This window comes from Paenibacillus sp. JT22N15, assembly GCF_059383755.1.
This window is the reverse complement of the sequence record NZ_JBXENV010000003.1, coordinates 283760-308764: the sequence shown is the minus strand read 5'-3', so window position 1 is coordinate 308764 and position 25005 is coordinate 283760. Positions and strand designations below refer to the sequence as shown.

22 protein-coding genes and 1 riboswitch are annotated in these 25005 nt (G+C 48.1%); of the genes, 6 read left to right on the top strand and 16 right to left on the bottom strand.

Annotated features, from left to right (window positions below; genetic code table 11):
* The first annotated feature begins 194 nt into the window (after positions 1–194).
* Positions 195–298: riboswitch (guanidine-I (ykkC/yxkD leader) on the top strand.
* Positions 299–411: 113 nt separating this feature from the next.
* The 4 genes from AC50X8_RS07505 to AC50X8_RS07490 all read left to right on the top strand — a co-directional run bounded on the left by AC50X8_RS07505 (position 412) and on the right by AC50X8_RS07490 (position 3964).
* On the top strand, positions 412–1452 hold the full coding sequence (locus AC50X8_RS07505) for an ABC transporter substrate-binding protein (RefSeq protein WP_494879186.1): 1041 nt from the start codon (positions 412–414) through the stop codon (positions 1450–1452).
* A 91-nt stretch (positions 1453–1543) separates the two neighbouring features.
* Entirely contained in the window at positions 1544–2344 is an 801-nt protein-coding gene (locus AC50X8_RS07500) for an ABC transporter permease (RefSeq protein WP_056040484.1), read from the top strand.
* A gap of 1 nt (position 2345) precedes the next feature.
* A complete protein-coding gene (locus AC50X8_RS07495; protein ID WP_494879185.1) occupies positions 2346–3158 on the top strand; it encodes an ABC transporter ATP-binding protein in 813 nt (270 codons plus the stop codon).
* A gap of 23 nt (positions 3159–3181) precedes the next feature.
* On the top strand, positions 3182–3964 hold the full coding sequence (locus tag AC50X8_RS07490; RefSeq protein ID WP_494879184.1) for an N-acyl homoserine lactonase family protein: 783 nt from the start codon (positions 3182–3184) through the stop codon (positions 3962–3964).
* Between the two features lie 20 nt (positions 3965–3984).
* On the opposite strand, the gene AC50X8_RS07485 is transcribed toward AC50X8_RS07490, so the two are convergent.
* Positions 3985–5343, bottom strand: a complete 1359-nt coding sequence (locus tag AC50X8_RS07485) for an aminotransferase-like domain-containing protein (RefSeq protein ID WP_494879183.1) — start codon at positions 5341–5343, stop codon at positions 3985–3987.
* A gap of 195 nt (positions 5344–5538) precedes the next feature.
* Here AC50X8_RS07485 and AC50X8_RS07480 point away from each other — a divergent pair, with 195 nt between their 5' ends.
* The gene (locus AC50X8_RS07480) at positions 5539–6495 is read left to right on the top strand and encodes a DMT family transporter (RefSeq protein WP_056040493.1); all 957 of its coding nucleotides are present in this window, start codon (positions 5539–5541) and stop codon (positions 6493–6495) included.
* Between the two features lie 147 nt (positions 6496–6642).
* On the opposite strand, the gene AC50X8_RS07475 is transcribed toward AC50X8_RS07480, so the two are convergent.
* The 4 genes from AC50X8_RS07475 to AC50X8_RS07460 form a co-directional block, all read right to left on the bottom strand.
* Complete coding sequence (locus AC50X8_RS07475; protein ID WP_056040494.1) at positions 6643–7101, bottom strand: GNAT family N-acetyltransferase; 459 nt, start codon at positions 7099–7101, stop codon at positions 6643–6645.
* 204 nt (positions 7102–7305) lie between these two features.
* A complete protein-coding gene (locus tag AC50X8_RS07470) occupies positions 7306–8439 on the bottom strand; it encodes a rhamnogalacturonan acetylesterase (protein ID WP_494860710.1) in 1134 nt (377 codons plus the stop codon).
* A 402-nt stretch (positions 8440–8841) separates the two neighbouring features.
* Positions 8842–9090, bottom strand: a complete 249-nt coding sequence (locus AC50X8_RS07465; protein WP_494860260.1) for a hypothetical protein — start codon at positions 9088–9090, stop codon at positions 8842–8844.
* Positions 9091–9189: 99 nt separating this feature from the next.
* Positions 9190–10161, bottom strand: a complete 972-nt coding sequence (locus tag AC50X8_RS07460) for a ring-cleaving dioxygenase (RefSeq protein WP_494879182.1) — start codon at positions 10159–10161, stop codon at positions 9190–9192.
* Between the two features lie 570 nt (positions 10162–10731).
* On the opposite strand from AC50X8_RS07460, the gene AC50X8_RS07455 reads away from it, so the two are divergent.
* Entirely contained in the window at positions 10732–12699 is a 1968-nt protein-coding gene (locus AC50X8_RS07455; protein ID WP_494879181.1) for a methyl-accepting chemotaxis protein, read from the top strand.
* A 551-nt stretch (positions 12700–13250) separates the two neighbouring features.
* Here the strand turns inward: AC50X8_RS07455 and AC50X8_RS07450 are convergent.
* The 11 genes from AC50X8_RS07450 to AC50X8_RS07400 all read right to left on the bottom strand — a co-directional run bounded on the left by AC50X8_RS07450 (position 13251) and on the right by AC50X8_RS07400 (position 24877).
* Positions 13251–14933, bottom strand: coding sequence for a thiamine pyrophosphate-binding protein (locus tag AC50X8_RS07450; protein ID WP_494879180.1), 1683 nt, complete (start codon positions 14931–14933; stop codon positions 13251–13253).
* On the bottom strand, positions 14933–16699 hold the full coding sequence (locus AC50X8_RS07445; RefSeq protein WP_162241932.1) for a sensor histidine kinase: 1767 nt from the start codon (positions 16697–16699) through the stop codon (positions 14933–14935). Before AC50X8_RS07445 ends, AC50X8_RS07450 begins: the two co-directional genes overlap by 1 nt.
* A 60-nt stretch (positions 16700–16759) precedes the next feature.
* A complete protein-coding gene (locus AC50X8_RS07440; RefSeq protein ID WP_494860250.1) occupies positions 16760–17650 on the bottom strand; it encodes a GGDEF domain-containing response regulator in 891 nt (296 codons plus the stop codon).
* Between the two features lie 29 nt (positions 17651–17679).
* Positions 17680–18474 carry an HD-GYP domain-containing protein gene (locus AC50X8_RS07435; RefSeq protein ID WP_494879179.1) on the bottom strand — a complete coding sequence of 265 codons (795 nt, stop codon included), beginning with the start codon at positions 18472–18474 and terminating at the stop codon, positions 17680–17682.
* 560 nt (positions 18475–19034) lie between these two features.
* Entirely contained in the window at positions 19035–19328 is a 294-nt protein-coding gene (locus tag AC50X8_RS07430; RefSeq protein WP_056040512.1) for a DUF3817 domain-containing protein, read from the bottom strand.
* Positions 19329–19424: 96 nt separating this feature from the next.
* Positions 19425–20102: a DUF4166 domain-containing protein gene (locus AC50X8_RS07425; RefSeq protein ID WP_494879178.1), complete on the bottom strand. Its 678-nt coding sequence runs from the start codon at positions 20100–20102 to the stop codon at positions 19425–19427.
* Between the two features lie 19 nt (positions 20103–20121).
* On the bottom strand, positions 20122–21057 hold the full coding sequence (locus tag AC50X8_RS07420) for a DoxX-like family protein (protein ID WP_494879177.1): 936 nt from the start codon (positions 21055–21057) through the stop codon (positions 20122–20124).
* Positions 21047–21499 carry a thiol-disulfide oxidoreductase DCC family protein gene (locus tag AC50X8_RS07415; protein WP_494879176.1) on the bottom strand — a complete coding sequence of 151 codons (453 nt, stop codon included), beginning with the start codon at positions 21497–21499 and terminating at the stop codon, positions 21047–21049. Before AC50X8_RS07415 ends, AC50X8_RS07420 begins: the two co-directional genes overlap by 11 nt.
* 123 nt (positions 21500–21622) lie before the next feature.
* Positions 21623–22267: a response regulator transcription factor gene (locus AC50X8_RS07410; protein ID WP_056040520.1), complete on the bottom strand. Its 645-nt coding sequence runs from the start codon at positions 22265–22267 to the stop codon at positions 21623–21625.
* Positions 22264–23598: a sensor histidine kinase gene (locus AC50X8_RS07405; RefSeq protein WP_494879175.1), complete on the bottom strand. Its 1335-nt coding sequence runs from the start codon at positions 23596–23598 to the stop codon at positions 22264–22266. Before AC50X8_RS07405 ends, AC50X8_RS07410 begins: the two co-directional genes overlap by 4 nt.
* Positions 23599–23668: 70 nt before the next feature.
* On the bottom strand, positions 23669–24877 hold the full coding sequence (locus AC50X8_RS07400; protein ID WP_494860237.1) for an MFS transporter: 1209 nt from the start codon (positions 24875–24877) through the stop codon (positions 23669–23671).
* Between the last annotated feature and the right edge of the window lie 128 nt (positions 24878–25005).

Here is a 25005-nt window from a genome sequence, read left to right as displayed (position 1 = left end):
TTTCTCTTTTTTCTCTCCTATTTCGTTATGAATATAGAAAAACAACGAAATTATCCAACGCAAAACATAACTTATAGATAACATATTGAGTTAACTAATTGGTTATTCTCTTAAATAAATTTAATATTTCATAAAAACTCTTGTCAAAATCAACTTTTAAATGTTAGTATACATTACATTAACTGAATAACGGTTTTACAGTTTACTAGGGTTCCGCCAATTTGGGTCAGGTCCGAGAGTAAACCGCTGCCGCTACCTTAATGCGTCAGTGACACGGAGGGATAAAAACCCGGGAGATTATTTCATAAATAATCTCCCGGGTTTTTATTTTTATTAGGGAGGTGCCTGTGCTTCAGTCTTTTAGAACGATTGGATAAGCAAGCCGATAACGAACACTTGGAGGAATCACCCATGACAAAAAAGCATATGTTTACAACGCTGTCACTTCTCTTCTCCGTAATGCTCCTCATTGCTGGATGCGGAAGCAATAACACACCTAGCCAATCCCCCGCTCTTACAGCTTCCCCATCCGGCGCACAAACCGCGGGTAACAACAGCGAAGGCGGCTCCAAAACGATTCGTTTCGGCTATAGTCCCTGGATCGGCTCTGCAGGGGCGATCATCGCCCAAGCCAAAAACCTTTTTGCGGAGAAAGGCGTTAACGTCGAATTTGTAAAAATGGAAGGCAGCACAAAGGATGCCTTTATGTCAGGCAAACTGGATGTAGTCGTGCAGTCGCTCGATGCTGTCGTGCAGATGAAATCGAAGGAAAAGGCTGATGACCCGATCCAAATTATTGCGGTCGTCGACAAATCCAAAGGTGCAGACGGCATTATTGCCAGTCAGTCCGTTATTTCTTTGGCCGAGCTTAAAGGCAAAAGCGTAGCCGTATCCATTGGCTCTCTCGCCCACTTTCTGCTGCTCCACGCCTTGGATACGGTTGGATTGCAAGAATCGGATGTCAAAATTGTAAATATGGACAACAACCTTGCCGGCTCGACCTTCATGTCCGGACAAGTTGACGCAGCGGTAACATGGGAGCCCTACCTATCTCAGGCGGTAGAAAAAAATGGACATCTGCTCTACTCCACAGCTGATGCACCTGATCTCATTGTCGATACTCTCGTAACCAAGAAAAGCATCATTGACCAATATCCAAATGAGCTGAGAAAAATGGCGGAAGCCTTTGATGAAGGCCTTGCGTTGTTCAACAATGGAGACGAAGGCAAGCAGCTTGTTGGCGATGAGCTTGGTATGGACCTCGAGGCTGTTAAAAGTACAGCAGCAACGCTTGATTTAGCTACACTTGCGGATTCCCAAAAAATGCTCATGGAGGATCAGACAGCTTGGGAGAAGCAAATGTCTGAATTCGTACAATTTTTTATCGAACAAAAAATATTGACCGAGTCGCTTGACACAAGCGGTGCCATTAATCCTTTCCTGTTTAAATAAACAGCTAGCTATGTAAAATATCGATGCGAATGGACAGCAGTCGGACGAATCCGCCTGCCGCCTGTTCGCATAAGCAGGAGGAATAACGTTGATGGACACCTTATCCAACCTTTTTAAAATCCGTGGGGAGATGAGCCGTAAAGCTTATTTGGCTACTGTTGTCGGTACCTTCGCCGCCGTGTTTGTGGTGTGGAGTTTATTAAGCTACTCTCAGCTGGTCGATCCGACCTTTCTGCCAACGCCTGGCACAGTCGGCAAAACCTTTTGGAGCAGCGTCCAGAGCGCTGATTTCTGGAGCTACGTCGGCATTAGCTCCTACCGGGTGCTCATGGGGTATTTGTTCACCTGCCTTCTTGCTATTCCACTCGGCATTTTGGCAGGTACGTTTAAATTTGCTGAAGCTGTGCTTGTACCGCTTACCGAATTCATTCGTTATATGCCCGCCACTGCCTTTATTCCACTCATTATTGTTTGGATTGGGCTTGGGGAGCCCGCAAAAATTATGGTCATTTTCGTAGGCTGCTTCTTTCAAATGCTGCTGATGGTTGCCGACAATGCCCGCGCAGTATCCAATGATTTGCTGCAGGCCTCCTATACGCTTGGCGCCAATAAGCTGCAGGTGCTTCGCAAGGTGCTCCTCCCTGCACTGCTGCCGGAGCTTATGAATACGATGCGCCTTATAATGGGATGGGCATGGTCTTACCTCATCGCATCCGAACTATTTGCCGCCAGCTCCGGGCTAGGATTCATGATTATTAGAGCGCAGCGCTATTTGCAGACGGATATGATTTTCATGGGCATACTCGTTATCGGCATGCTCGGACTCATCATTGATCGTTTGTTTGCTTTACTCAACAAGAAGCTATTTCCATGGGCAGAAGGAGGTCGCTAAGATGAATACTTTCCCCTTGCAAACGGAGCCGCATACAGCCAGCGCAAGCCAAGCAGCCAGATCCAGCAAAATTATCATCGACAGCCTGTCCAAAACCTACACAACCAAATCCGGCAGCTTTACTGCGCTGGATCAAGTTTCGGCACATATTTTAGAAAATGAATTCGTGACGCTCGTTGGCCCGTCCGGCTGTGGCAAATCAACGATGCTCCGGGTGCTTGCGGGCCTTGAGGAAGCAAGCTCCGGCAGCGCCTCCATAGCGGGCAGGCGAATAACCGGGCCTGGCGCAGACCGCGGCGTTGTTTTCCAATCCTATACGCTGTTTCCTTGGCTCACCGTACGCGACAATATTGAATTTGGCTTGGAGCTGAAAGGAACTCCCAAGCTGCAGCGGCGCGAAGTGTCGGATAAATATTTGGAGCTGGTCGGCTTGACGAAATTTGCTGATGCTTATCCGAAGCAGCTGTCGGGCGGAATGAAGCAGCGCGTCGCCATCGCCAGAGCATTAGCCAATTCTCCGGAAATGCTGCTAATGGATGAGCCTTTTGCCGCTCTGGACGCCCAGACACGCAGCGATATGCAGGAGCTGCTCATGAACATTCAGAAGTATGAGCACGCCACTATTTTGTTTATTACGCATGATATTGATGAGGCCATCTTTCTATCTGAGCGTCTATATGTGATGAAAAGCCGCCCGGGGCGCATCGTCCGCGAAATTGAAATTCCGGCTGCTATGCACCAAAATAAAGCGCTCCGAGATTCAGAGCCCTTCATTCAATTAAAACGGGAAATTGTAGATTTGCTTCATGCCTGACCGATGAAAAAGGAGGATCTTTAATGACATCAATTAAACGCTTCTATGTCCTGCTAGTAGGATATGAAATGGTGCCCAAGTCGTTGTCGCTGCGAGGCGGCGATAGCCGCATTATGATTGCAGAGCCGATATGCTGTTATTTGGTTGATACCGATACAGGATGGATTTTAATGGATACAGGCTTAGATGAATCGAGGCTCCGCGATCCCGAGCTCGCGAAGCAATTTTATACGAGCCGCGGCTGGAGCGCCCTTCCTGTCGTCCGTCCCGCCCACTCGCTTCTGGATCAGTTGAACGCCATTGGTGTTCAGCCAGCCGATGTTACCCGCGTGTTTCTTTCTCATATGGAAGCCGATCATACTGGTTATTTGAAGCTTTTCCGGCATGCCAAAGTGTACGTTCAACGCGCAGAGTATATTTTCGCCACGGAGACGCCGCCCTTCTTGGGCAATATTACGGAGGATTATGACTTTCCAGATATCGATTGGCAGCTTCTCGATGGCGACGCCGAGCTGGTGCCTGGCCTGCAAATCATTTCAACACCCGGACATACGCCGGGCCATCAATCTGCTGTCGCAACGCTGCCAAGCGGGACAAGGCTCGTGCTCACGTTCGATGCTGGCGATTTCCTCGAAAACTTTGAGCAGGAACAGCTGCCGGGCTCAGCAAGCGGTGGCGACGAGGCGGCGCTCGCCTCCATCCGCAGGCTGAATGAGCTGGCCAAACAGCCTGGGAGCATGCTTTTTCCCTTTCATGATCCCGTCTTTATTCAAGGTGTTAAGCTTGCTCCGCTCTATTATGAATAGAGGAATATAGCTCATTCGTGTTAATAAAAATGATTAGCCCGCTTTACTTCCTCCACAATAGCCGTTATGCCCTCATCGATTTGCCCTTCACTGGCCCGGGAGATGCTGATTCGCAAAAACTTCTCCCGCTCCAGATACCCTAGCAAATAAAAGCCTTTCCCGTCGACAGTCCGAATATGCTTTGCTGATAGCCGTTCCATGAGTTGTTCCATATTGACGGTAATAGGCAGTTTATATTGGGTGTAGATGCCCGAACTCACTCCAGAAGCTTGAATAAGCCCTGCTCCATTATGCCGATCGAGCGCTTCGTTCAGCAACAGCATTCGCGAGGTGTACAGGCTGCTTATGGCGCGCTTATGGCGTTCATACATCCCATTTTTAATATAAATGTCCAATGCCGCTTGGGAGAGGAATGACGTATCTCCGTATTTTTTATGGCGGTAAAACGTTTCAATGAGCTGTTCCGGCAATACAGCAGCCCCAAGGCGCAAGCCGGGAAAAATGATTTTCGAGAAGCTTTTCAAATAAACGACATGCTCCGTCAAATCATAGCTATAAATCGGATCAAACCCCCGTTCCACCCCTAGATCTGCCATATAGTCGTCCTCGACAATGTAGACATCGTATTTTTTCGCCAAGGCAGCAATTGCTTTCCGTTCCTCGGTTGTGTAGGAGGTGCCCAGCGGATTATGATAACGCGACATCGTGTAAAAAAATTTAATATCCTCGTCGCGAAATAACCGCTCCAGCTCCTGCAAGCTGATCCCAGACGTGGTGCGGGCAATGACCGCTGTCGGCAGCTGCTCGATTTCCAGAAATCGCAAATAAAGATTATAAGTCGGCTGTTCGACGAGAATGGTTTGCTTGCCGTTTGGGAAAGGCATTTTCGCCAATATTTCCAGCGCCTGCTGAGCGCCTGACGTCACGAAAATCCGCTCGGTTTTCGCAAACACCTGATCATTAGCCAAATGGCGAACGAGCGTTTCGCGAAGCTCGGCCATTCCTTGAGGATCGCCATACGTAAACAAATGATATTTGTACGTATCAATGGCTTTATTCAAGCAATGCTGAAAATCCAAATACGGAAACACAAACAAATCCGGCGATGCCGATGAAAAATCGATGCCCTCTCTTTGAATGTCGACTTCATTTTTCCCGCTTCCGCCGCCATCCTTGTCCACCACATAATAGCCGCTCTGCGGGATAGAATAAATCGCATGGCGCTTCTCCAGCTCTGCATACGCACGGGTAATCGTATTTGTGCTGCATCCGTACTGCTCCGCAGCTTTGCGAACAGACAGCAGCTTGCTGCCTGGACGGTAATGCCCGTCGCGAATTTTCCCTTCCATGTCGGACAAAATCGCAAAATACTTTTTCATGCTGTCCCTCCCTGCTCCTGTTACTGCTCTAGCTGTCTTCCTTCTCCCATGATTATACCGTATATCTCCCAACTGTATTGATACAGTTCGCGAAATCAGCTATCGTGCGGCACTGCCGAATGGTTTATCTTTAAATTAACAGATGAGCCGTTCGCGAACACGACCTCGCTTAACCTTAGGAAGGAAGTCATACCTATGAAAGATAAAAGTATTAAGCTCGCCTATATATTCGCTGTATTAAATGCCGTCATTATCGGATTCTCCTTTTTATTCGCCAAGCTGTCGCTCGGAAGCGCCCAGCCGCTAGATACGCTCACGTTCCGTTTTGCATTTTCGTTTCTCATCATGACAATCCCTGTAGCACTGGGCATGATTAAGCTGAATTATCGCGGCAAGCCCCTTTTTAAAGCGCTGCTGCTCGCAGCGATGTATCCGCTCGGCTTTTTCACCCTTCAGGCTTTTGGCCTGCTGCATGCAAGTTCCGCTGAAGGCGGCATTTTATATGCCTTTACGCCCGTTGTGACGATGATCATCGCCTCCATCTTTCTGAAAGAAAGGACGTCCTTGCTGCAAAAGCTATCGATTTTCCTCTCGGTATTTGGCGTTGTGTTCATTTTCATGATGAAGGGCAGCAGCATCGACTTATCCAATATGCTTGGCATTTCCCTGCTGTTTCTGACCTGCTTCGCGTTTGCCGGCTATAGCGTGCTTGCACGCTCGCTTTCCAAGCATTTTAGCCCAGCTGAACTTACGTATTTAATGCTTGGAATTGGTTTTGGCGTGTTTCTCTCTATATCATTGGTGCAGCACACGACTGCAGGGACGATGGACAGCTTCCTTACGCCGCTGCGCAGCGGATCATTCCTGCTATCCATCTTCTATTTGGGCGTTATTTCCTCGCTCATCACTTCTCTGACGTCCAATTACATTTTGGGACGGATCGAAGCTTCGAAAATGAGCGTGTTTACCAATTTATCGACGATCGTATCTATGGCGGGCGGTGCCCTTTTCCTCGGGGAAGAGCTGACGATGTATCATGTCATCGGTTCGCTGTTCATTATTGCGGGGGTTGTCGGCACTAATCTGCTGGGCAGCAAGCGTAAACGGCTGTCGCCGCCAGAGGGCGGCGAAGCGACCGTTTCGAGGGTGTAATATAAGGCGATTATAAGGGTGAAACTTATACATTCTTATATTAAAAAATCCGCCAGAGCGGCTGTGCTAGTGCCTCAAGCCTAAATAAGGCAAAAACAAGCTGCTTGGCGAATCTGTATAAATAATTCATGGCATTAACTAATTAGTTTATAACGTTAAATAATAATGCTTATACTCTGCATCTTGTGTATAGCCATTGCGTTCATACAGCCGCTGAGCCTGCACATTCATAACAGCGGTAGACAGCTCAATGCCTTTCGCTTGCAGCAGGCTGGCATAGCTTCTTGCCTGGTCCAGCAGCAATTGGGCTACGCCTTGCTTTCTGTGGGATTCCAAAACGTATAGATCGTTTAAAATATAGGAACGCTGCATTGATATCGAGGAGAATACAGGATACAACTGGGTAAAGCCGGCTGCCTCCCCACTCCCGGAATGCTTGGCCATAAAGATGACCGAATCCCGCTGCTCAAAGCGATTGAATAAAAAGCGGCGCGCTCCCTGCACATCCGGGGCTTGTCCATAAAACATACGGTACAAATCAAATAACATAGCCGCTTCATCCAACTGCTCTATCCCTGCTTGCTCAACAACATAAGTATTTTCCATTTTTCAGCCTCCTGTCTGAGTAGTATATCAAATCTCTATGCAGGAGAAAACAAGCGTAAACGGCTTTCGCCGACCTTTGGCGGCAAAGCTACCGTTTCGAGGGTGGAATATAGAGAAAGAATAGAAAAATCATATACTTTCCTATATTTTAAATGAAAAATAGCCGGCATGCCGCGAATTTCTCGCTGCACACCGGCTATTTTCTTAAAAACCGCTCAAGCCTTGGCTGCTTAGATTGTTTTTCACAAGCTGGGCGAGCTTCTGGGCACCTGCGTAGTTTGGATGCAGCGAATCGCCACTCATGTATAGGTTCAAAGTCGCTGCAGGGCCAATGGAGGTGAAATAGGCCGAGCTCAGCACATTGAGATCAACGAGCGTCACATTTTCCTCGGCAGCCAGCGCCATTGTCGCGGCTCTGTACCATCTTCCCGTTGAGCTGTGAACATTGCTCGCATTAAAATCAGTAGCTCGGCCTTGCGGCGTGGAAAGGACAACGGTCGCTCCCTTCGCCTTGACCTGAGTAACCATATCGCGCATAATTTCCTTGAACTGCGCTTCGGTCGTTTCATTTTTCGCATTCGTATCGTTTATGCCGAACTGGAGAATGAAATAATCGCCCGGTTTAATATATTTTAAAATCGCTTCCAGCTGTCCATCATCCCGGAACCCTCGCGCGAATTGCCCGCCTGTCGCCATATTCCGCACCTTGAACGTGCTGCCGTTTACATATTGCTCCAGCATTTGCCCCCAGCCGCCCTGTACGCTGCTTGCCAGTGGATAGTAATTCGCGACCGTGGAGTCGCCGCCAATATAAATCGTCCGGTTCGTTACCGGATTGTTCGAGATTTTCGTAATTTCCAGCGAGCTAAGCGTAAAAACAGTACCCGCCTTGCCTTCCGTTACCAAAATATTAAGCTGACCATCGGTAATTGGAATTTGAAAAGAGTCCGTCGCATTATTGCCTGTCATATTCATAATTTGATAAACGCCTTCTGCGGCCACACTCGCTCTCGACGTATTGCCGAGCATAACCTTCACTTCGTACAGGCCGTTCGACAAATCTACATTAAATGTATTTGTACTCTTCGTACCGAATGTCAGGAATCGTACTGCATCACTGCCTACACCCGTACCGGAAGCGCTTACATTTTGCATATTGGCTGGTGTGTTGAAGCCATAACCGGTCGAAGCCAAATAGCCGAGCGTAGCGGAGACGCCAATGTAGCCAGAGGCCACACCACCATTGCCGAAATCAAATTTATAATTGTCCGCTGCGCTAGCCTGCTCCCCCTGCCCCAAGCTTATCCCCCCAAGCAGCAAAGTAAATGCCAAGCACATTAAAAAAGCTTTTGACCAGCGTTTCTTTGTCACTTCAATTCCTCCTTTTTAATAGGTTGTCCTATACAGATGCGATGATATGGAAGCGCATTCAAAAAGGACCTTATAGGAACTTTACCATAAATATCCTTCATTTTCTACATGGTTACAAAAAATAGAATATTTTCTTATCTCCATATGACAAATAGCCCCCGCTATTACGAGTCTAGTTTTTTCCCAGACCTAAGCCCTGTAAAATTGACATCTTGTAGAACTGGAATGGCAACTAACTTGGCAAGTTCTGCGTTTTGCTGGTGATCCTATATTTAAACGCAAAATAAAATAGAGCATCCGGAAGAGCTTCCGAATGCTCCATCCAACCTAATAAATGGGTTGCGTGTTTATTAGCTTTTGGGCAAGTATTTACCCATTTTCTTGTTCTAATTCCTTAATCGCCGTATATACAGCCTGCTTAATCTCTTCGGGTTCATTGTACAAATCTTCTGGAAACTGCACAGAGGCAATGCTTCCTGGCTTAACGACAATGTCCTGAAGCTTCACTTCAAATTTAAAGCCATCAACGAAATCTATAGCGTCACGATCACGATAACAATACATTCCGGAAACATCTTCTTCGTCAACGATCAGTACCGCATTTTCAGTCAGCTTCAATGCTTTTCCCCCATTCCATTCGCTTTACACATTAGTATAAAAGAATTTGGAGAACAATGACAACTCAGCAAGCCTCATTTCAGTAGGCCTTATGCCTTATTACTTTAGCGTCGTATCAATCGGTTTCAACCGTGCTTCGATTGCTTCGCGGCGCGGTTCCAGAAACGGAGGAAGCGCAAGCGATTCACCAAGCGTCTCGAAAGGCTCGTCGGTTACAAAGCCTGGACCGTCTGTAGCCAATTCGAACAAAATGCCATTCGGTTCGCGGAAATATAACGAACGGAAGTAGTAGCGCTCCACAAAGCCGGAGTTTTGCAAGCCCGCCTTATTCAGCACGTCGATCCACGCCATTAGTTCTTCCTTATCCTCTATGCGGAAGGCAACATGGTGAACACCGCCTTTGCCAAGGCCAGCAACGGATAAATCGCTGCGCGGCTCTACCTGTATTTCAGAGCCAGAGCCACCCTCATGAGCCTGCATAATAATAATATCGTCCTGTCCTTCGACGAGAGCAGGAACGCGGCCTGTTTCTTCAAAGCCCAGCAGCTTAAGTGCGTCAACAGTTGAATCAGGCTTGCGGACGGTCAGTTTTACAGGACCAAGACCGGTAATTCCGTATTCTACCGGCACAGGGCTTCGATCCCAAGGTGTTCCGGCTGCAACCCCGCTGTTCGTTTCATCCGAGACAAGAGCAAGCTGCTGCCCTTCTGGATCTTCAAAAAAGATGACGCTGCGACCGGCAAATGGCGTAATTTCCGAATGTTTAACCTCGTGCTGGTCAAAACGCTCAAGCCAATATTCCAGCGCCTTGTCGCTTGCTACACGCAGCGATGTACCGGAGATGCTGCTAACGCCTGGACGATTGCTGCCAATGCCGGGGAAATCAAAAAACGTCAATTCCGTACCCGGATTGCCTCTCTCATCGCCATAAAAGAGATGGTAAGCCGAGGTATCGTCCTGATTTACCGTCTTCTTAATCAGTCTCATGCCAAGCACTTGCGTGTAGAAGCTATAGTTTAAGGATACGCTGCCTGTCATGGCAGATAGATGGTGGATTCCTTTTACGTTCATTATAAACACCCTTTCGAGTTATATTGTAACTTTATAATTGTAAGTATATAACCTTTCGGTTAGAAAAGCAAGTCTTCCCCGCTGCCCATGCCCGCTTGCTAATAAACACGTCAAAAAGCCGGAGCAGCACGTTCGCATGCTCCGGCTTTCCGTCCTCCTTATGCATTTTGCATTCAGGACTTTCCCGATTTGTTCGCCAGCCCGATGATCATGATGACAAGCACGAGTAATTGAATGAGTAGCTCAGCGCTCATTTTCATACCTCCATTGCTGTTCAAAATGCTCCTTCGTTCCGGCTTCTCCTCTGCAAGTGACTTGAAACTTCGCTCCCACTTTATATGTATGCGGCAGCTGTGGTCAATATGACCCTGCTTTCAGAAAGTGGTTACCTTAAGTATTCCAATAATGGATCAAGCATCCTATTACACGGATTTTTCATTAGATTTTTAATGAAAATTTATTTTATTGCAAAATTAGTATTAATATTATTGCATGCTTTGACGATATAGTCCTTAAGTAACAAATTCACAAATTTACCAATTCAATAGAGGTGACTGAATGAAACTCAAAATGAAATTAATGTTAATGTTTGCGATAACAGTCCTTTTTGCTGCCACCCCATTAGTTGCGGTGGGGCTTTATCAAATTGAGAAGCAGGCTGCCCGCGGGGTAGATGCCAAGCTCGATGGAGCAATGGCTTCCGCTGCCAACCAACTTGACAGCTGGCTGAGCAGCAATGCAAAAGTAGTAGAAACGCTCGGTTTTGCAATTCAGGAAGGCATTCCCGAAGGCGAACTCACTGAAAATTATTTTTCAATTATGAATCTCGGTACGAACAAAGAAAACATGTCTGACTTTTACTTTGGCAGCGAATCGGACGGAACATTCATGAATGGCGCTGTTTGGTCGCCGAATACTGGCTACGACTCTCGCCAGCGTCCATGGTATATAGAGGCCAAACAAGCGAACAAGCTCATCTTTACTGATCCGTATCAGGATACGATGACCAAACAATTCGCCGTATCGATTGCTATGCCGGTAAGCGGTAAAAATGGCGGCATCCAAGGCATCGTTGCAGGCGACCTGCTGCTTTCGACTATTACGGAAACGGTAGAAAAAATTAATTTGGATGATCTTGGCTATGCTTTTCTGCTGGATAAGAAGGGCATGATTTTAGCACATCCTGATGAACAGCAGGTCAATACATCTGCTGTGGAAAATGCGGAGCTGAAGCCGTTTCTTGCAGGCATGCAAGCTAATGAAATGGGCCAGCAGACCTTCAGCTTTGAAGGTGAAACCTATTTGCTTTACTACAACCAAATACCTAGTACCGGCTGGATTGTAGGCTCCGTCATTTCAGAAAAGGTTGCTTTTGCCGATTATTACAAGCTTCGTAATCAATATATTGTCATTATTTTTGCTACATTGCTTATCGTCTTGGCGGCATCTTACTTTATAGCCACGCGCTTCGTCAAACCGCTGCAAAGGCTGCGGGCAACGTCCCAGCAAATGTCGGAAGGCGATTTTACCGGGAGGGTGACTTTAAAAGGCAAGGATGAATTTGCTGAGCTGGGCACAGCCTTTAATCACATGTCAGATAAATTAGGTGTCCTGCTCAAGCAGGTTGCCGAGTCTGCGAGCCAAGTTCACAGCGTCTCCCTTGAAATGGACGAGCATACGAATAATACGCGCAGGATATCTGAGCAAATTGCCTTGGCAACGGAAGAGCTGGCGAAAGGCTCAAGCTCGCAGGCCGATTCCGTCTATGCAGGCTCCGAGCGGCTGTCTGAAATGAGCGAATCTGCCCGCGGCATCAGCCACAGTGTGGAACAATCCGTTGCGATGATAAATGAAGCAGGAAGCGCAATGAATGCAGGCCTGCAGGCCGTGGCTCATCAGGTGAAGCTTGCAGCAGACAACCGCCAGTCGATTGATCGCGTTGGCAAGTCTATCGCCCTGCTTGTAGATAAATCGCAAAAAATTGAAGTTATTGTCGGTATTATTCGCGGCATCGCCTCCCAAACGAATTTACTTGCCTTAAATGCGGCTATTGAAGCAGAGCGGGCTGGCGAGAACGGACGAGGGTTTGCAGTCGTGGCAGACGAGGTCAGGAAGCTTGCTGAGCAGTCTACTGGCTCCGCTGGCGACATCATTGTGCTGCTGGATGAAATTCAGGCGGCTAGCCGTCAGAGTGTAAGCGAGGTGTCGCATGCGGAAGGTTTTGTGGAGCAACAAGTAGCAGCGGTAAATGAGACGCGGGATTCGTTCGAGCGAATTCAACAATCCATTGACGGTATTGGCAGCCAAATTCGAGCCGTCTCTGTCTCGACGATGGAGCTGGACGATAATGCCGGCAAAATTTCGGAGGTCATAGCCAGTGTAGCTGCCATGTCGCAGCAAAGCGCAGCTTCGACGGAAGAAGTTGCTTCCTCGACGCAGGAGCAGTTTGAATTTATTTCGAACATTTCTGAGCGATCAAATGAGTTGACCCAGCATGCCAATGCACTCTTTGAAGAAGTGAAAAAGTTTAAAATTTAGCTAGGGCGTGTATGCAAACGTAAGCAAGCCAGATCGTGATCAAATTTAGCGTCAAACGTTTGGCCTCTGCTAGTGAATATACCCTGAACAAAGATAGATTTGGCGGACACAGCAGCCTCTATTTCAACAGAATCATGAGTTAAGGCACAGGCTGCGGACTCAGGAGCCACTATTGTGCTGTAAATGACCTTTTTGATGGGATAATGAGGGGGATTAAGGCTTTCCTGTCCGCTTACGGCCTGAAAGCGGGCAAAAATCCAGAATAGCGGAACCTCAGTCCGCCAAAAAAGGGGAGCGGCCCTAAGCAGCTGTGTGCTCTAAGCAATCGTGTTTTCAGTAACAATCGCATGCTTCGGTTCTCAACTCTAAGTTATGAGTCACCAGATGAGTTTGGCATCGGTTCTCCAGCAGCGAATAAGCTTTGAGCAAGGTGTTGCAGGCTGACTCCGGTTTGAATACACACCCCTAGTCCACAATAAAAAACGCTAAGCCCTCATCGTCCGATGGCTTAGCGTTTTTATTTTCAGATTGACCAATTTCCTGTTTGAGCCTTAATACGTCGCGCCTTGCAAAAACTTCACTCGTTCGCCCATTGGCGGAATTTCATTGCCATCCACAATAATTTCTACGACGATAGGTCCACTTTTGCCTTCAGCAAACCACTGCTGCACGTGCTCGGCTTGAAGCTGCTCTGTGGATTCGACTTGCACATGGCGGATGCCAAGCGACTGTGCGACTGCTGCAATGCTGACGCGCTGCTGCGAGAAATCGCTGAGACAGCGCTCGTATTGCAGCATATGACCATGGTATACCATGCCCAGTCGAGCATTGTTAATGACTACGAAAACGATGGGCAAACCGTATTCTTTCGCCGTCATTACTTCAAGGCCATGCATGAAAAAGCAGCCGTCCCCCGTAATGCAAAGCACGGGACGATCAGGCTCTGCAAACTTCGCACCTAGCGAGCCCGCTATGCCTGAACCCATACCGCCAAAATTAATATTAATATCGAATTGCTGCTGCTCACGAATAAGCAAATTTTGAATCGAATAGGTCATGAATTCGCCGATATCGATGTAAAAGCGGGTTTGCTCCGGAGCGTTTGCCCCAAGCAGACGGATCGCTGTACGTGTATTCCACGTCTCCATCGCCGAAGCATCCGCCGCCGCCTCTAACCGTGCAAGATGCAGCTGCTCCAGCAGCATTTTTCTCTCTGCGGTCAAACCGCTTCCGGCGTGGGCAAGCCCTGCGCTCAGTTCGCGCAATACATCTGCAATTTCACCATGCAGCGCAATGTCCGCTTCATAGCAGCGTCCAAGCTCCCGCTCATCATAATCAACATGAATAAGCTGCTTGCCTGCGGCCAGCCGTGCTTCCCAATTGCAGGTTGCAAGCTCGCCGAGGCTTGACCCCAGCACCAGAAGAAGCTTATGGCCATCGCTGTTTAGAAATTCAACCGCTTTATCATTGCCGGCCAGTCCGTACACACCAAGCGATTGCGGATGGTTCTCAGGGAACGCTCCTTTGCCCCGCGGCGTCGTGGCGACCATCCAGCCTGCCCGCTCCGCAAATTCGAGCACTTCCGCCGGGGCGCTTTTCGCTCCATGTCCGAGCAAGATTGCTCCCCGCTCGCCAACTTGCAGCACGGCTTGCAAGGCCGCGTTGATGAGCACTTTATTTACCGGTTCCATCTGCTCTTGTATTAATGGCAGCTGAGGCAGTACCATTTCGCCTATATCAGCCATTTGCAGGTCGATAGGGATTGACAGGTGCACGGGTCCCGGAACCCCGCTAATCGCCGTCCAATACGCCTCGGCAATAGCCGCTGGCAGCTCCTCCGCATTCGTTACCATTCGGCTGAGCTTTGTGACAGGCGCAAAAATCGGATCAGCTCCGAGCTCCTGTGCGCCTCCTTTGCCCAGCTTCGTCGATGGTACCGAGCCAGTGAGGAAGATGACGGGCAGCTTCTCTTTCCATGCGCTCGCTGCTGGTGTCACCAAATTAGTCGCTCCCGGGCCGCTGGAGCCCACGCAAACTGCCGGGATTCCGGTGATTCGCGTATAAGCTGCCGCCATATAGCCCGAGCTTGTCTCATGCTTGGCGACTACCGCCTGCAGCTCTGGCAAATCATATAAACAATCGTAAAGGGCATTAATCGAACCCGCAGGAATGCCAAATATATATTTAACCCCCTGCTTGATCAAAAAGCGCAGACCCGCTTCGATAGCACGCATTATCTCCGCCCCCTTTTTGGCAGCATAAACGTAAATATGGAGCCTGCTCCTTCATTACTTTCAAACCAGATTTGACCGCCATGCAGTTCGATCAGCTGCTTGGAGATAGCAAGCCCCAGCCCCGTGCCATTAATTTGATTGTTAACCTGGTAAAATTTCGTGAAAATATTTTTTTGCTTCTCAAGCGGTATGCCGATACCATTGTCGCATACTTCCAGCTTCAAATGTTCATCGTCAGAAGAAGCACGGATCGTAATTTGGCCTTGCTGCGGCGTAAATTTCACCGAATTGGACAACAAATTCAGCAATATTTGCAAAATGCGTTCCCGATCGGCCTGAATAATCATGTCGGCCGTCTCTTCGATTTCTATTTCCAGGTTGATTTTCTTCTTATTGACCAGCGACTGGACGATCCGTGCAGCCTCATGAATTAAATCATTGAAATCGGCAACCTTGTAGCTGAGCTCAAATTTCCCATTTTCCATCTTGGCAAAATCAAGCAGCTCGTTTACCTGATTTAATAAACGTTCAATGGATCTGCCCGCCGTATCAAGCAAATCATGCTGCGCATCGTTTAATTGACCAAGCAGCCCTTTGCCCAAAATATCGACGGTGCCCTTGATTGCAGTGATTGGCGTTCTCAATTCATGCGACAGCGTTGCAATGAAATCATTTTTTAGTTCGTTTAAGTATTCGAGTTCCTTGACAAGCCCCTCCAGCTTGAAGTTCGCCTGCTGCAGCTCCATCGAGCGCTCGCTCACCGCCTGATCCAAATGCTCGGTATGCAGAGCATTAGACAAAGCCGTTGCCGTTACATCAGCAATGGAATGGCAAAACTCTATTTTGCCTTCCTCATATGCTGTAGGTTTATGAATTGACGGAATAGCAATAATGCCGAATACGCTGCCCTTGGCAACAAGCGGAATCGCGAGCAAGCTTTTAATACCAAACATTTCACACGCTTTATGATTAGGACGCTCGTCCGCAAAAACATCCGGAATGAAAATCGCCTTCTTGTGCATAATGACTTCGTAAAACAGCTTGTCGCTGTCGATGTTCAGCTTGATTACATCACGATGCTTCCCGCGCCAGTCCTCCTCCTTCACATTCAGAGAAGAGAGATGGAAAGGCTCGACTGTCCGATCCTTCTCATTGAACAGATGAATGGCAACATCATCGGAGCCGCTGGCACGCTGCATATAATAAAAGCAGGTTTTCAAAACTTCGCGCACGGACAGCGATTTGGACAGCGACTTCGTTGCATCAAGCAGCAATTGCTGCTTCTCCAGCAGCTCCTGCGACTGCTCGAACATTTGCAAATTGCGGATCGCCACGCTGGCCATATTGACGAACGCTTCCGTTACATCCATTTGCTCCTGCGTTAAATTCATAGGCTTGCCAAAGTCATGAACGAACACAAGGCCGAATATTTTATCATCGACAATAACCGGAATCCCGAGAATCGACTTGATGCTCAGCAGATTTTTTTTCGTATCGTCAATGCGATTGTCTTTGCTCGTATCGGGAATGTAGCCAATCGTACGATTCTCCATAATATCGTGAACGAAAGCGTCCTTCAATGGATCAATGATTAGCTCTGTTATATCGACAGGCATTTTATTGCCTTTATAGCCCTTGTACGTTCCATCCGGCTGCTTGAGAAAAAAGCCAACAAGGTCGGCCTGGGTAATCTCGCTCGCTATTGCATCAACAAACACTTGTAAAATTTCGGACTGCTCATATTGCGAGTTAATAATCTTGGTCATATGGAAAAGCTTCTTGAAGCTCTTTAATTCCATCACTTCACATCATCCATTCATCGTAGATTACTTCACCGTTATTTGGTGCCTGCCGCCTCGTTTTGAGCCTAACAATGCAGAGTCCGCTTGCGATATCATCTGATGAAGGGTGCTAGAGTCTAAGCTGTATGACACTCCGATGCTAACGGAAACTTGAATCTGCTTTTGAGAAGGATGGCCGACCTGTATTTGATCAACAGCCGCAATAATGGCTTCCGCCGCCTCGAGCGCTGCCCCGCTATCCTGCAATATAACGAGAAACTCATCTCCCCCATAGCGGAAAGTCACATGCACATAAGGAGACAGCACCTGGTACAGGATGTTTCCAATGTCGCGAAGCGTCTGGTCGCCGATCATATGGCCGAAGGTGTCGTTAATCGTTTTAAAATTATCCATGTCGATCATCAGAACGGACTCATAATGCTTATCTCCGTCTTTAATTTGCTGAGCGACCACTTCCAAATATGTACGATTGTAAAGCCCCGTTAGTGCGTCCACATAAGCCAGCTCTGCAAGCTGCTCATTATCCTTCTTCAAATTGAACAGCTTCATTTTTTGCTGCAAGGCAATCGACACCTTCATCTCCAGCAAATCGAGATCATAAGGCTTGGTTAAATAATCGAATGCGCCCAGCTGAAGGCCTTCCAGCATCGCCTTCTTCTGCACATTGGCAGACAGAAAAATGATCGGCACATCAAAATCATCTTTGTCCAGCCAGCGTTTATAAACCTCAAATCCCGACAAATCCGGCATCATAACATCCAGTAAAATCAAGTCCGGCGCAACAGCGTCAATCATTTCCACCGCCTGCCTGCCGTTCTCGGCTACATAAATGTCATAATTCAGCGATGTCAAGAAAACACGGAGTATATGGATGTTGTGAGGCTCATCGTCGACAATAAAAATCCTCTTGCGCATATATGTCCCCAACCTTCTTCACTATAAAATCACTCATCCCAAACCAATCTGTCCATAATCATATGATCATCAAGCATTTGCAGAAATGCCTGCACAAGCCGCCCGTCAAACTGCTTGCCTACGTTGATTTCCAGCTGCCTGCGAACCTCGAAGACAGGCAGGGAGTGCCTGTACACTCTCGTGGAAGTCATGGCGTCGAAGGCGTCTGCCAGACTGACAATCCGCACAAGCAAAGGAATATCATCCCCGCTGAGTCCGTCCGGATAGCCACTGCCATCAATACGCTCATGATGCCAGCGTACGACAGGCAATATTTTCTGAACATCAGGCAAATCCTTGAGCAGCTCGTAACCGATTGCAGGATGCTGTTTGATGACCGAAAATTCGTCATCCGTCAGTCGATCAGGCTTGAGCAGTATCGAATCCGGTATGGCAATTTTACCAATGTCATGCAGCAGTGCCGAGATTTTGAGCTGCTCCAGCTGCTCAGCATCAACCCCTACTTTGGCGCCCAACAAAGATGCGTAGAAGGCCACATTATAACAGTGATTAAGCGTAAAGCCATCCTTCATCCGCAATGTGTTGACCAAATTTTCGTAGGATTGCTGCTTCAACACCTGTTTGCGAAAATAAATTTTCTCGATTAACTGTTCCATTTGCATTGTAACCATCTGGCAGATGTGAAGCTGCTCGTCTGTCAACTGAACTGGGGAACGGAAGCACAATAAAATTGCGCCATAGACAGAACGGTTTAGGTGAAAGGTATATAGCGATTGGAAAGTTGTCATGGACAGGAGTTTAATCGCAGGTTTGGCGCTGCTCATCGTTATACAGAGGTGCATGCCCGAGGACATGTCTGAAAATAAATCGGTGTCTATCGCCATTTGCTGCAGCAGCTTCAGATCCGTTTGATTGATTTTGAAAGAATATGGTATAAGCTTATTTCGCCCATTATCGTGCGGCAGCAATAAACAAATATGCTGGCAACCGATCAATGTCTCCAGGTATTGCCCTAACAACCCAATAGAATCCAAGATCGAATCAGAGTTTATCACACTTTTGAAAAATACTGAATTTTGCATTCATTTACCTCGGATTCTTATTCGTCATGTCTCAAATACTGGTTAAGTAAGTTTCCACACGATTTAGCGAAATCCTCTTCTTTTGGATGTATTTCCAAAAAATACTTCTTCGTTCTCTATTGGGAGTTGGATGAATCATAGAAATAACATAGCATATCTCGGTTTAATCGTACTAGTGCTTAAGACACCGTTTTTCAAAAAATTTTACTAAAAGTGCACGGCATATAAGAAAAAGTCTGGCTCCCCGAGTGCGGGGCACCAGACTGCATGTACAAATGAGACATTTATCGCATTTACCTCTATTAACGCAGCTTGCGATCCAGTAGAAATGGGCCAAATGGTACAAAGGCAGCAGCAACTGCCAAAAAAGAATGAAAGAAGGATAATTGCTTGACGAAAAAAGCGTTGGCTATGCCGATTAGATAGATGACAAACAGCCAGCCATGCAGCATCCCTGTAATTGCAACCGCTTCGTCAATGCCTGCACCGTACTTTAGCGGCATGGCAATAAAGAGCAGCACCAAAAACGAAATCCCTTCCGTTATGCCGAACAGGCGCAGCCGTCCGATCGCTGTTTTCATCGTATGGGTTGACATCTGTGTTACCTCCTGGCGAAATGATCTTCAGACACATCCTAATCATACCAGCAAGGCGGGAGAAATACGCATTCATACTTTGAACAAGTTGTGAATCTACTCCCTGCGCTCCTCGCGCAGAGGCTTCGCATCAAGCGGAATCGGCTGCTTGCCGGTATCGATGAAATAAGCCTGAAAGGAGCCCGTATAACGAAAAATCGTACCCAGCAGCGGATTGTCCACCTGCACCGAAATTCGAAATTTCTCCTGCTCATCATCATACCACTCCGTTACATTGGCTTCGCCAGTAAACAGGCGCGGAAAACGAAACTGCAGAAATCGCTCATAGAAGCGCTGCTCGCCTGAACGGATGCGAATGCCTCCTCCCGGTACGGCAGAAATATCGAGGTCTACAGCGAGATGCTGTTTCGTTCCTAAATAATCGACAATTTTATTGTTTTTTCGACTATAAATCATCGTAGCGTCGAATCTTCGTATTTTTTGCGGGAATTTGAAGGTTCTATTCCATGTTACCGTTTCCCGGCCGAATCGGTCTGCATAGGCATAATTCCCAATCGTAAACGGAATCTGTCTGCCTCCCTGCGGGAACATAATATGGCGCGAGCTGCCAATATAAAGCGGGATGGCTACCCGCTTGCTGTACCAAATTTCCTCCATGACGCCTACGCCAATCGAAGCAATGCCTTCCGTACTGCTAAAGCCAAACCGCTCTTGAATGCGGGGATGCAGCTTTGCAAAGTCCGCTCCTAACACTTGCTCATAAATCGAAGCCATCGTAAATGTCCCCCTTCTATTATTTAGCTTTTGCCTTAGGTTTGCGTAAGCAGCGCGACGCATTGGGCAGATCCTTGCATGTCCTCCACGCTACAAAGCATAGGCCAATCATCGGAATCGTTATGGTTGCCGGATTATAGGAGGCTTGCAGCAGTTCTGGACTGTTCGCCAGAGCAACGGCCGGCAAGAGCAGAAGCAGGACCAGCTGCAAGCAATAAAGGATCGGAAAACGATGAAATACAACGAAAATAATGGCCAGCGCCGCTTCACCGAGCCCAAGAAGGACGAGCGCCTGCTGCTCCCAGCCTGAAAATAGCCCCGAGGCGTGTATTTGTGCAAGCTCTCCCGTCTCCGGGTAAAGCAGCTTGGGCACAATGCCCTGATAAAGCCATAGAACAGCGAGCAGCGCCAGGCTCACATAATGAATGAGTGCGCGCTGAATCGTTGCCGCAGGCGGAATGTGCTGCTCCAGCCATATTTTGAGCACATCGAAGCTCCATGCGGTTGCCCAGCCGAATAACGGGCGAAATAGGAGGCGATCAAACATTTGACCGGCAGCTCCAAAGCGCGTTTGATAATCGTAGCGGGTGAGAAAAATGACGTCGTCTCCTTGCTCGGTATATTGCCAGTAGCCTCTTCCCTTGCTAATCAGCGACAGCTTCTGCTCCGAGCTGAAGGATAGGGTAGATAGGCGGGACTGAATTTTCTCTTTTTCTATCCACCCTGCCCGAGTCGCTCCTGTGCCCTCTATCGCAAGTCCAAAGCCGATGCGTGTTTGATAATGAAATTTCTGCATTTCTTCTTCCGTATGGCGGGGCAAATATAAAATTTCTGTAAAGCGCATATCCCACTGTACATGCTTGCTTGGGATTTGCGTGTAGTTCCAAAGCGTATCCAGATCGGTACGAATGGTCGTTTCGACATAGATCGACTTATCTCTTCGCTTACTTGACATAGGGAGCTGCCTCCTCTCTTTCTTCTATTAAAAGGAATCGCTGATCTTCGTTTGGAAGCAAGCAATGCTCCACTAGTCCAAACCAACCATAGCGCTTAGCCGCAATCCAATCGTAAACAACGTTTCTCAGTAAAGCAGGAAGGATTATTAGGCCATATAACAGCGGCCAAAGTCCCTTTAATTGCCGCAAGACGCGCAGTGCTGCTTCCGATTTTGTGTAGCAGCAGCCATCCTCGATCATGATGAAGGTGTCCAAGTCGCTCGGAGGCAGCAAATACGCTTCCAGCACATATTGCCCTGCTGGCGATTGCAGCGCAGCGAAGCGAAAGTAGGCTTCCGGATCACGTGCAATAACGAATTGCGAGATTTTGCTGCACAGCTGGCATTGTCCGTCAACGAGCAGCAGCGCTCGTCCTGGTTGTTTTTTTCTAGGCGCCTGCATCATGCCCCCTCCGTTCTTCCTTCATTGTAGTAGTAAAAGCGAAGTTTGCTCAGTGCTAACTTTTGTAGCGGGCATACGAAAAAGGGTACTACAAATCGTAGTACCCTCCCCTCGTTTATGCGGTTATTCTTTGTATTCCTCCATGCCGGCGGTCAGCCCTTTGCGCCGTACCTTCTCCACCGCTTCCTTGCGGCTGCGGACGCCAAGCTTCTTGAGCATTTTGTTCACTTGATTTTTCAGCGTGCTCTCCGCCTTATACAGCTTCTGCTCGATTTGCGTCTGCGTATAGCCCTGCTCAATCAGCTCGAATACTTCCCGTTCGGCAGACGTTAAATCCTTTAATTGCTCCTCACGCTTTAACCTGGCAAATTCCTTAAGCAGCGCCTCCATCGGTGCAGGATGATGATAAGCGCTGCGAATCGCTTCCGGCAGTTGGCGAAAATTTGTTTTTTCAATATAATTAATCGCTCCAGCCGTGAACGCCTGGGTCATCACTTCCTCCTCGCTCATTGAGGTTAGCATGATGATTTTGGCGGCGTGAATGCGATGCATTTCTACGGCCGTATAGATTCCATTTTGCTGATGGTCAGCTAATTGAATATCAAGCAATGCGACATCAAACGACAAGGTTCGAGCCAGGCTAAGCGCTTCTTCCGCCGTAGAAGCCGCCCCTACTATGAGCAAATCCGCCTCCTTGTTCAAGAAGAGCGTCATCGCCTTCACCCAATCGGGATCATCCTCTACAAGCAGCACCCGTATATGGCTCATCGAATTCCCTCCTTGATTTCCATCACTTTGCGGGCAGGAACATGCAGCAGCACTTCTGTTCCTTCATAAAGAATGCTGGACAGCTCGATCGTCCATCCGCTTTGGTGTACGACATTATACACATAAGCGAGCCCCAGTCCAAAGTTGCGGCTGCGGTTTTTCGTACTATAAAAAGGCTCCAGCGCTTGCTTCAGCTGTTCCTCATTCATTCCAGTGCCTGTGTCGCTCACGAGGAGTCGCACCGCCTTTTTGTACGAGCTCAGCGTCACGGTTATTTCTCCAGCTATTCCTTCGGGAATCGCTTCAATCGCATTTTGCACCAGATTATTCATGGCTTCCAGCAGGTGAAGCGGATCGCACAGCACGGTTGGCCTACATAACGAATGCAGCTTGAGCCGAATGGGCCTTCCTTCCACCTGCTGCTGCTGCAAGCAGCGCTCGACCAGCTCATCCAAACGGACAGGCTGCTCGCGCAGCACAATGCTTCTAGTCTGGCTGTGAATGCTCGTCACCATCGCAAGCATATGGCTTGAAGCCGTTTCAATGATGCGCAGCTGCTCCGCTGCCTCAGGCGATTGGGCTGATAGCTCGCTTTTTAAATTTTCTGTGCTGATCGCGATTTTCCCGATTTCGTTCTTAATCGTATGGTTAAGTATCGTCGTCCCGGAACTGACCGCCTTGCGAGTGCTTTCCCACTGATCGCGTTCAAACCGCAGCTTGACGCCAAGCACGCCATAAGCAAATGTACATAACACGGCTACAGTAAGCGAATAAAAGATGAAGAGCGAAATGTAACGGAAATAATCGAATGCAGGCGAAATGACGTTCGCTACATTAATAAGAACAAGCACCGCCAGCAGCGTCGGCACCATAATAAGGGCAATTATAAAGCGATTGCGCTTCCGGCGGCTATTTTCCTCGCTCCATAGCGAGACGAGCAGCAAATAGCAGGAGGCTAAATAATAAGGCGCTGTCCAGGCTAGCAATATAGGGTAATCCAGCTCCAGCCTTGGAGTGATCGGCGTGAACAGCAGCATGCCGACTACAGGAAGCAGCAGCAGTCCTTTAAGCAGCAGGCGCATCTTCTCGTTCGCCACTTTATCGGAATAAACGATGCTGAATACCAGTACGCCGTAAGGCGTGAACGTGTGATTCATCATTTGAACGAGATGCGCTAACGTATTCATTTCTGCTGCGGCAAGCGTATCTGCCAGCCCGCCTATGGACGCAAATCCGAGAAAAAAAGCGGCCCAGCGATTCGACTCGCTCCTCGGATTTGTCAGCAGCAGCAGTAAAGCAGCGGCAAGCAGCGCTGCAAAATAATAAAGCATACGGTATCCTTCCCCAAAAAAGCGTGTGATCGCTTTATTTTACCATAATTCATCGATTAAGGTCCTATTTTCAAACCTGCGTTGACGCTTTTGAAACACTTGGCCTTGCCCTATTCCCGAGTTTTACCGTAAAGACGGCAATAACAAAGATGAACGCGCTTATGCTGTAAACAAGGGGCAGCGTCAAGGCTGCCATTAATACGCCGGATAGCGACATTCCGATGACCATCATGCCGGTAAACATGGGCGTAATCGTTCCTCCTACCCGGCCGATGAAGGCTGCATCGGTATTTTGAAGAATAATGGTGTTAATGCCCACCTGAATAAGCGGAACACAGAAGCCGCCGACCATAAGAGAAGCGAGCGTTAGCGGAATGCTCTCCGACCATCCGGTGCCCAGCGTAGCCAGTGCACTTGCCGACAAGCCGAATAGGAGCAGCTTGCGCGGACTTGCCTTTTTCCCGATCGACATAACCACACCTCCGCCAACTAGCATCGCCGCCCCGCTAACCACTAATAAATACTGTAAAAACGACTTATCCTGTCCTAGATTATCGATAGCAATAAACAAAGCCAGCGGCTGGGTAAGTCCAGAAGCGAGGCCGGTTGCTGCAAACGTGAGTCCCAGAGAGCGCAGGGCATGCTGGCCCCATACATAATGAAGTCCCGCCGTAAGCTCTTGCCTGAAGCTCGCTGCCTGCTGTGTACCCTCTGATTGTGCATCGCGCGGCAGAAGCATCAATATGACTGCTGAGCCGCAAAACAGCGCCGCTGCAGCCGTAATCGCCACCTCAATGCCATAGTGCTGATATACAAATGTACCGAGCAGCGGTCCTATAACCATAAATACAGCCATTATGGTCTGATACATGCCCATCATAGCTTGCAGCTGATCTTGTGGTACATGCTGCTTGAACAGCTTCATGCCTGATGGCTGGGAAAATTGCGACAGCACGGCCGAAACTAGCGTCGTCAGCAGCAGTCCTTGCCATGAGCCGCTAAGCAATGCGATCCATACGCCGAGGACGGAAAAAGCGGACAAGAAATCGCAGCCGATCATCGTCCGTTTAGGCTTCCAGCGGTCTGCAAACGTGCCGCCAATGATGGCAAAGACAAAAATCGGCGCAAACTCTGCCACCGAAATAAGCGATACGGCTGAGGGATCGTTGTTCGTGACTTCCGTCACATACAGCAAGATCGCAAAGTTCCTAATCCAAATACCCAATTGGAGCAAAACTCTGGACAGGATGATCGTACGGAAAAATCGATTACTAAACATCTTTGCAACTCCTCTAGATTTTTATTAGACAAAATTAAGTTTTGTTTGTCTATTAATTAGACATGATATTATTTAGTTTGGTTTTAGTCAATAACTTTGTTTTAGCTGGTTATCGTCACCCCGTCAAA

Excerpts from the sequence above, each read along its gene's own strand:
- AC50X8_RS07415 (WP_494879176.1), bottom strand. The coding sequence starts at position 21,499 with ATGCAGGCGCCTAGAAAAAAACAACCAGGACGAGCGCTGCTGCTCGTT.
- AC50X8_RS07505 (WP_494879186.1), top strand. The coding sequence starts at position 412 with ATGACAAAAAAGCATATGTTTACAACGCTGTCACTTCTCTTCTCCGTA.
- AC50X8_RS07485 (WP_494879183.1), bottom strand. The coding sequence starts at position 5,343 with ATGAAAAAGTATTTTGCGATTTTGTCCGACATGGAAGGGAAAATTCGC.
- AC50X8_RS07500 (WP_056040484.1), top strand. The coding sequence starts at position 1,544 with ATGGACACCTTATCCAACCTTTTTAAAATCCGTGGGGAGATGAGCCGT.
- AC50X8_RS07430 (WP_056040512.1), bottom strand. The coding sequence starts at position 19,328 with ATGTCAACCCATACGATGAAAACAGCGATCGGACGGCTGCGCCTGTTC.
- AC50X8_RS07470 (WP_494860710.1), bottom strand. The coding sequence starts at position 8,439 with ATGTGCTTGGCATTTACTTTGCTGCTTGGGGGGATAAGCTTGGGGCAG.
- AC50X8_RS07495 (WP_494879185.1), top strand. The coding sequence starts at position 2,346 with ATGAATACTTTCCCCTTGCAAACGGAGCCGCATACAGCCAGCGCAAGC.
- AC50X8_RS07405 (WP_494879175.1), bottom strand. The coding sequence starts at position 23,598 with ATGCTTTATTATTTTGCAGCGCTGCTTGCCGCTGCTTTACTGCTGCTG.
- AC50X8_RS07490 (WP_494879184.1), top strand. The coding sequence starts at position 3,182 with ATGACATCAATTAAACGCTTCTATGTCCTGCTAGTAGGATATGAAATG.
- AC50X8_RS07455 (WP_494879181.1), top strand. The coding sequence starts at position 10,732 with ATGAAATTAATGTTAATGTTTGCGATAACAGTCCTTTTTGCTGCCACC.
- AC50X8_RS07410 (WP_056040520.1), bottom strand. The coding sequence starts at position 22,267 with ATGAGCCATATACGGGTGCTGCTTGTAGAGGATGATCCCGATTGGGTG.
- AC50X8_RS07420 (WP_494879177.1), bottom strand. The coding sequence starts at position 21,057 with ATGTCAAGTAAGCGAAGAGATAAGTCGATCTATGTCGAAACGACCATT.
- AC50X8_RS07450 (WP_494879180.1), bottom strand. The coding sequence starts at position 14,933 with ATGCGTGCTATCGAAGCGGGTCTGCGCTTTTTGATCAAGCAGGGGGTT.
- AC50X8_RS07460 (WP_494879182.1), bottom strand. The coding sequence starts at position 10,161 with ATGAACGTAAAAGGAATCCACCATCTATCTGCCATGACAGGCAGCGTA.
- AC50X8_RS07445 (WP_162241932.1), bottom strand. The coding sequence starts at position 16,699 with ATGACCAAGATTATTAACTCGCAATATGAGCAGTCCGAAATTTTACAA.
- AC50X8_RS07480 (WP_056040493.1), top strand. The coding sequence starts at position 5,539 with ATGAAAGATAAAAGTATTAAGCTCGCCTATATATTCGCTGTATTAAAT.
- AC50X8_RS07435 (WP_494879179.1), bottom strand. The coding sequence starts at position 18,474 with ATGAGCAGCGCCAAACCTGCGATTAAACTCCTGTCCATGACAACTTTC.
- AC50X8_RS07440 (WP_494860250.1), bottom strand. The coding sequence starts at position 17,650 with ATGCGCAAGAGGATTTTTATTGTCGACGATGAGCCTCACAACATCCAT.
- AC50X8_RS07425 (WP_494879178.1), bottom strand. The coding sequence starts at position 20,102 with ATGGCTTCGATTTATGAGCAAGTGTTAGGAGCGGACTTTGCAAAGCTG.
- AC50X8_RS07475 (WP_056040494.1), bottom strand. The coding sequence starts at position 7,101 with ATGGAAAATACTTATGTTGTTGAGCAAGCAGGGATAGAGCAGTTGGAT.
- AC50X8_RS07400 (WP_494860237.1), bottom strand. The coding sequence starts at position 24,877 with ATGTTTAGTAATCGATTTTTCCGTACGATCATCCTGTCCAGAGTTTTG.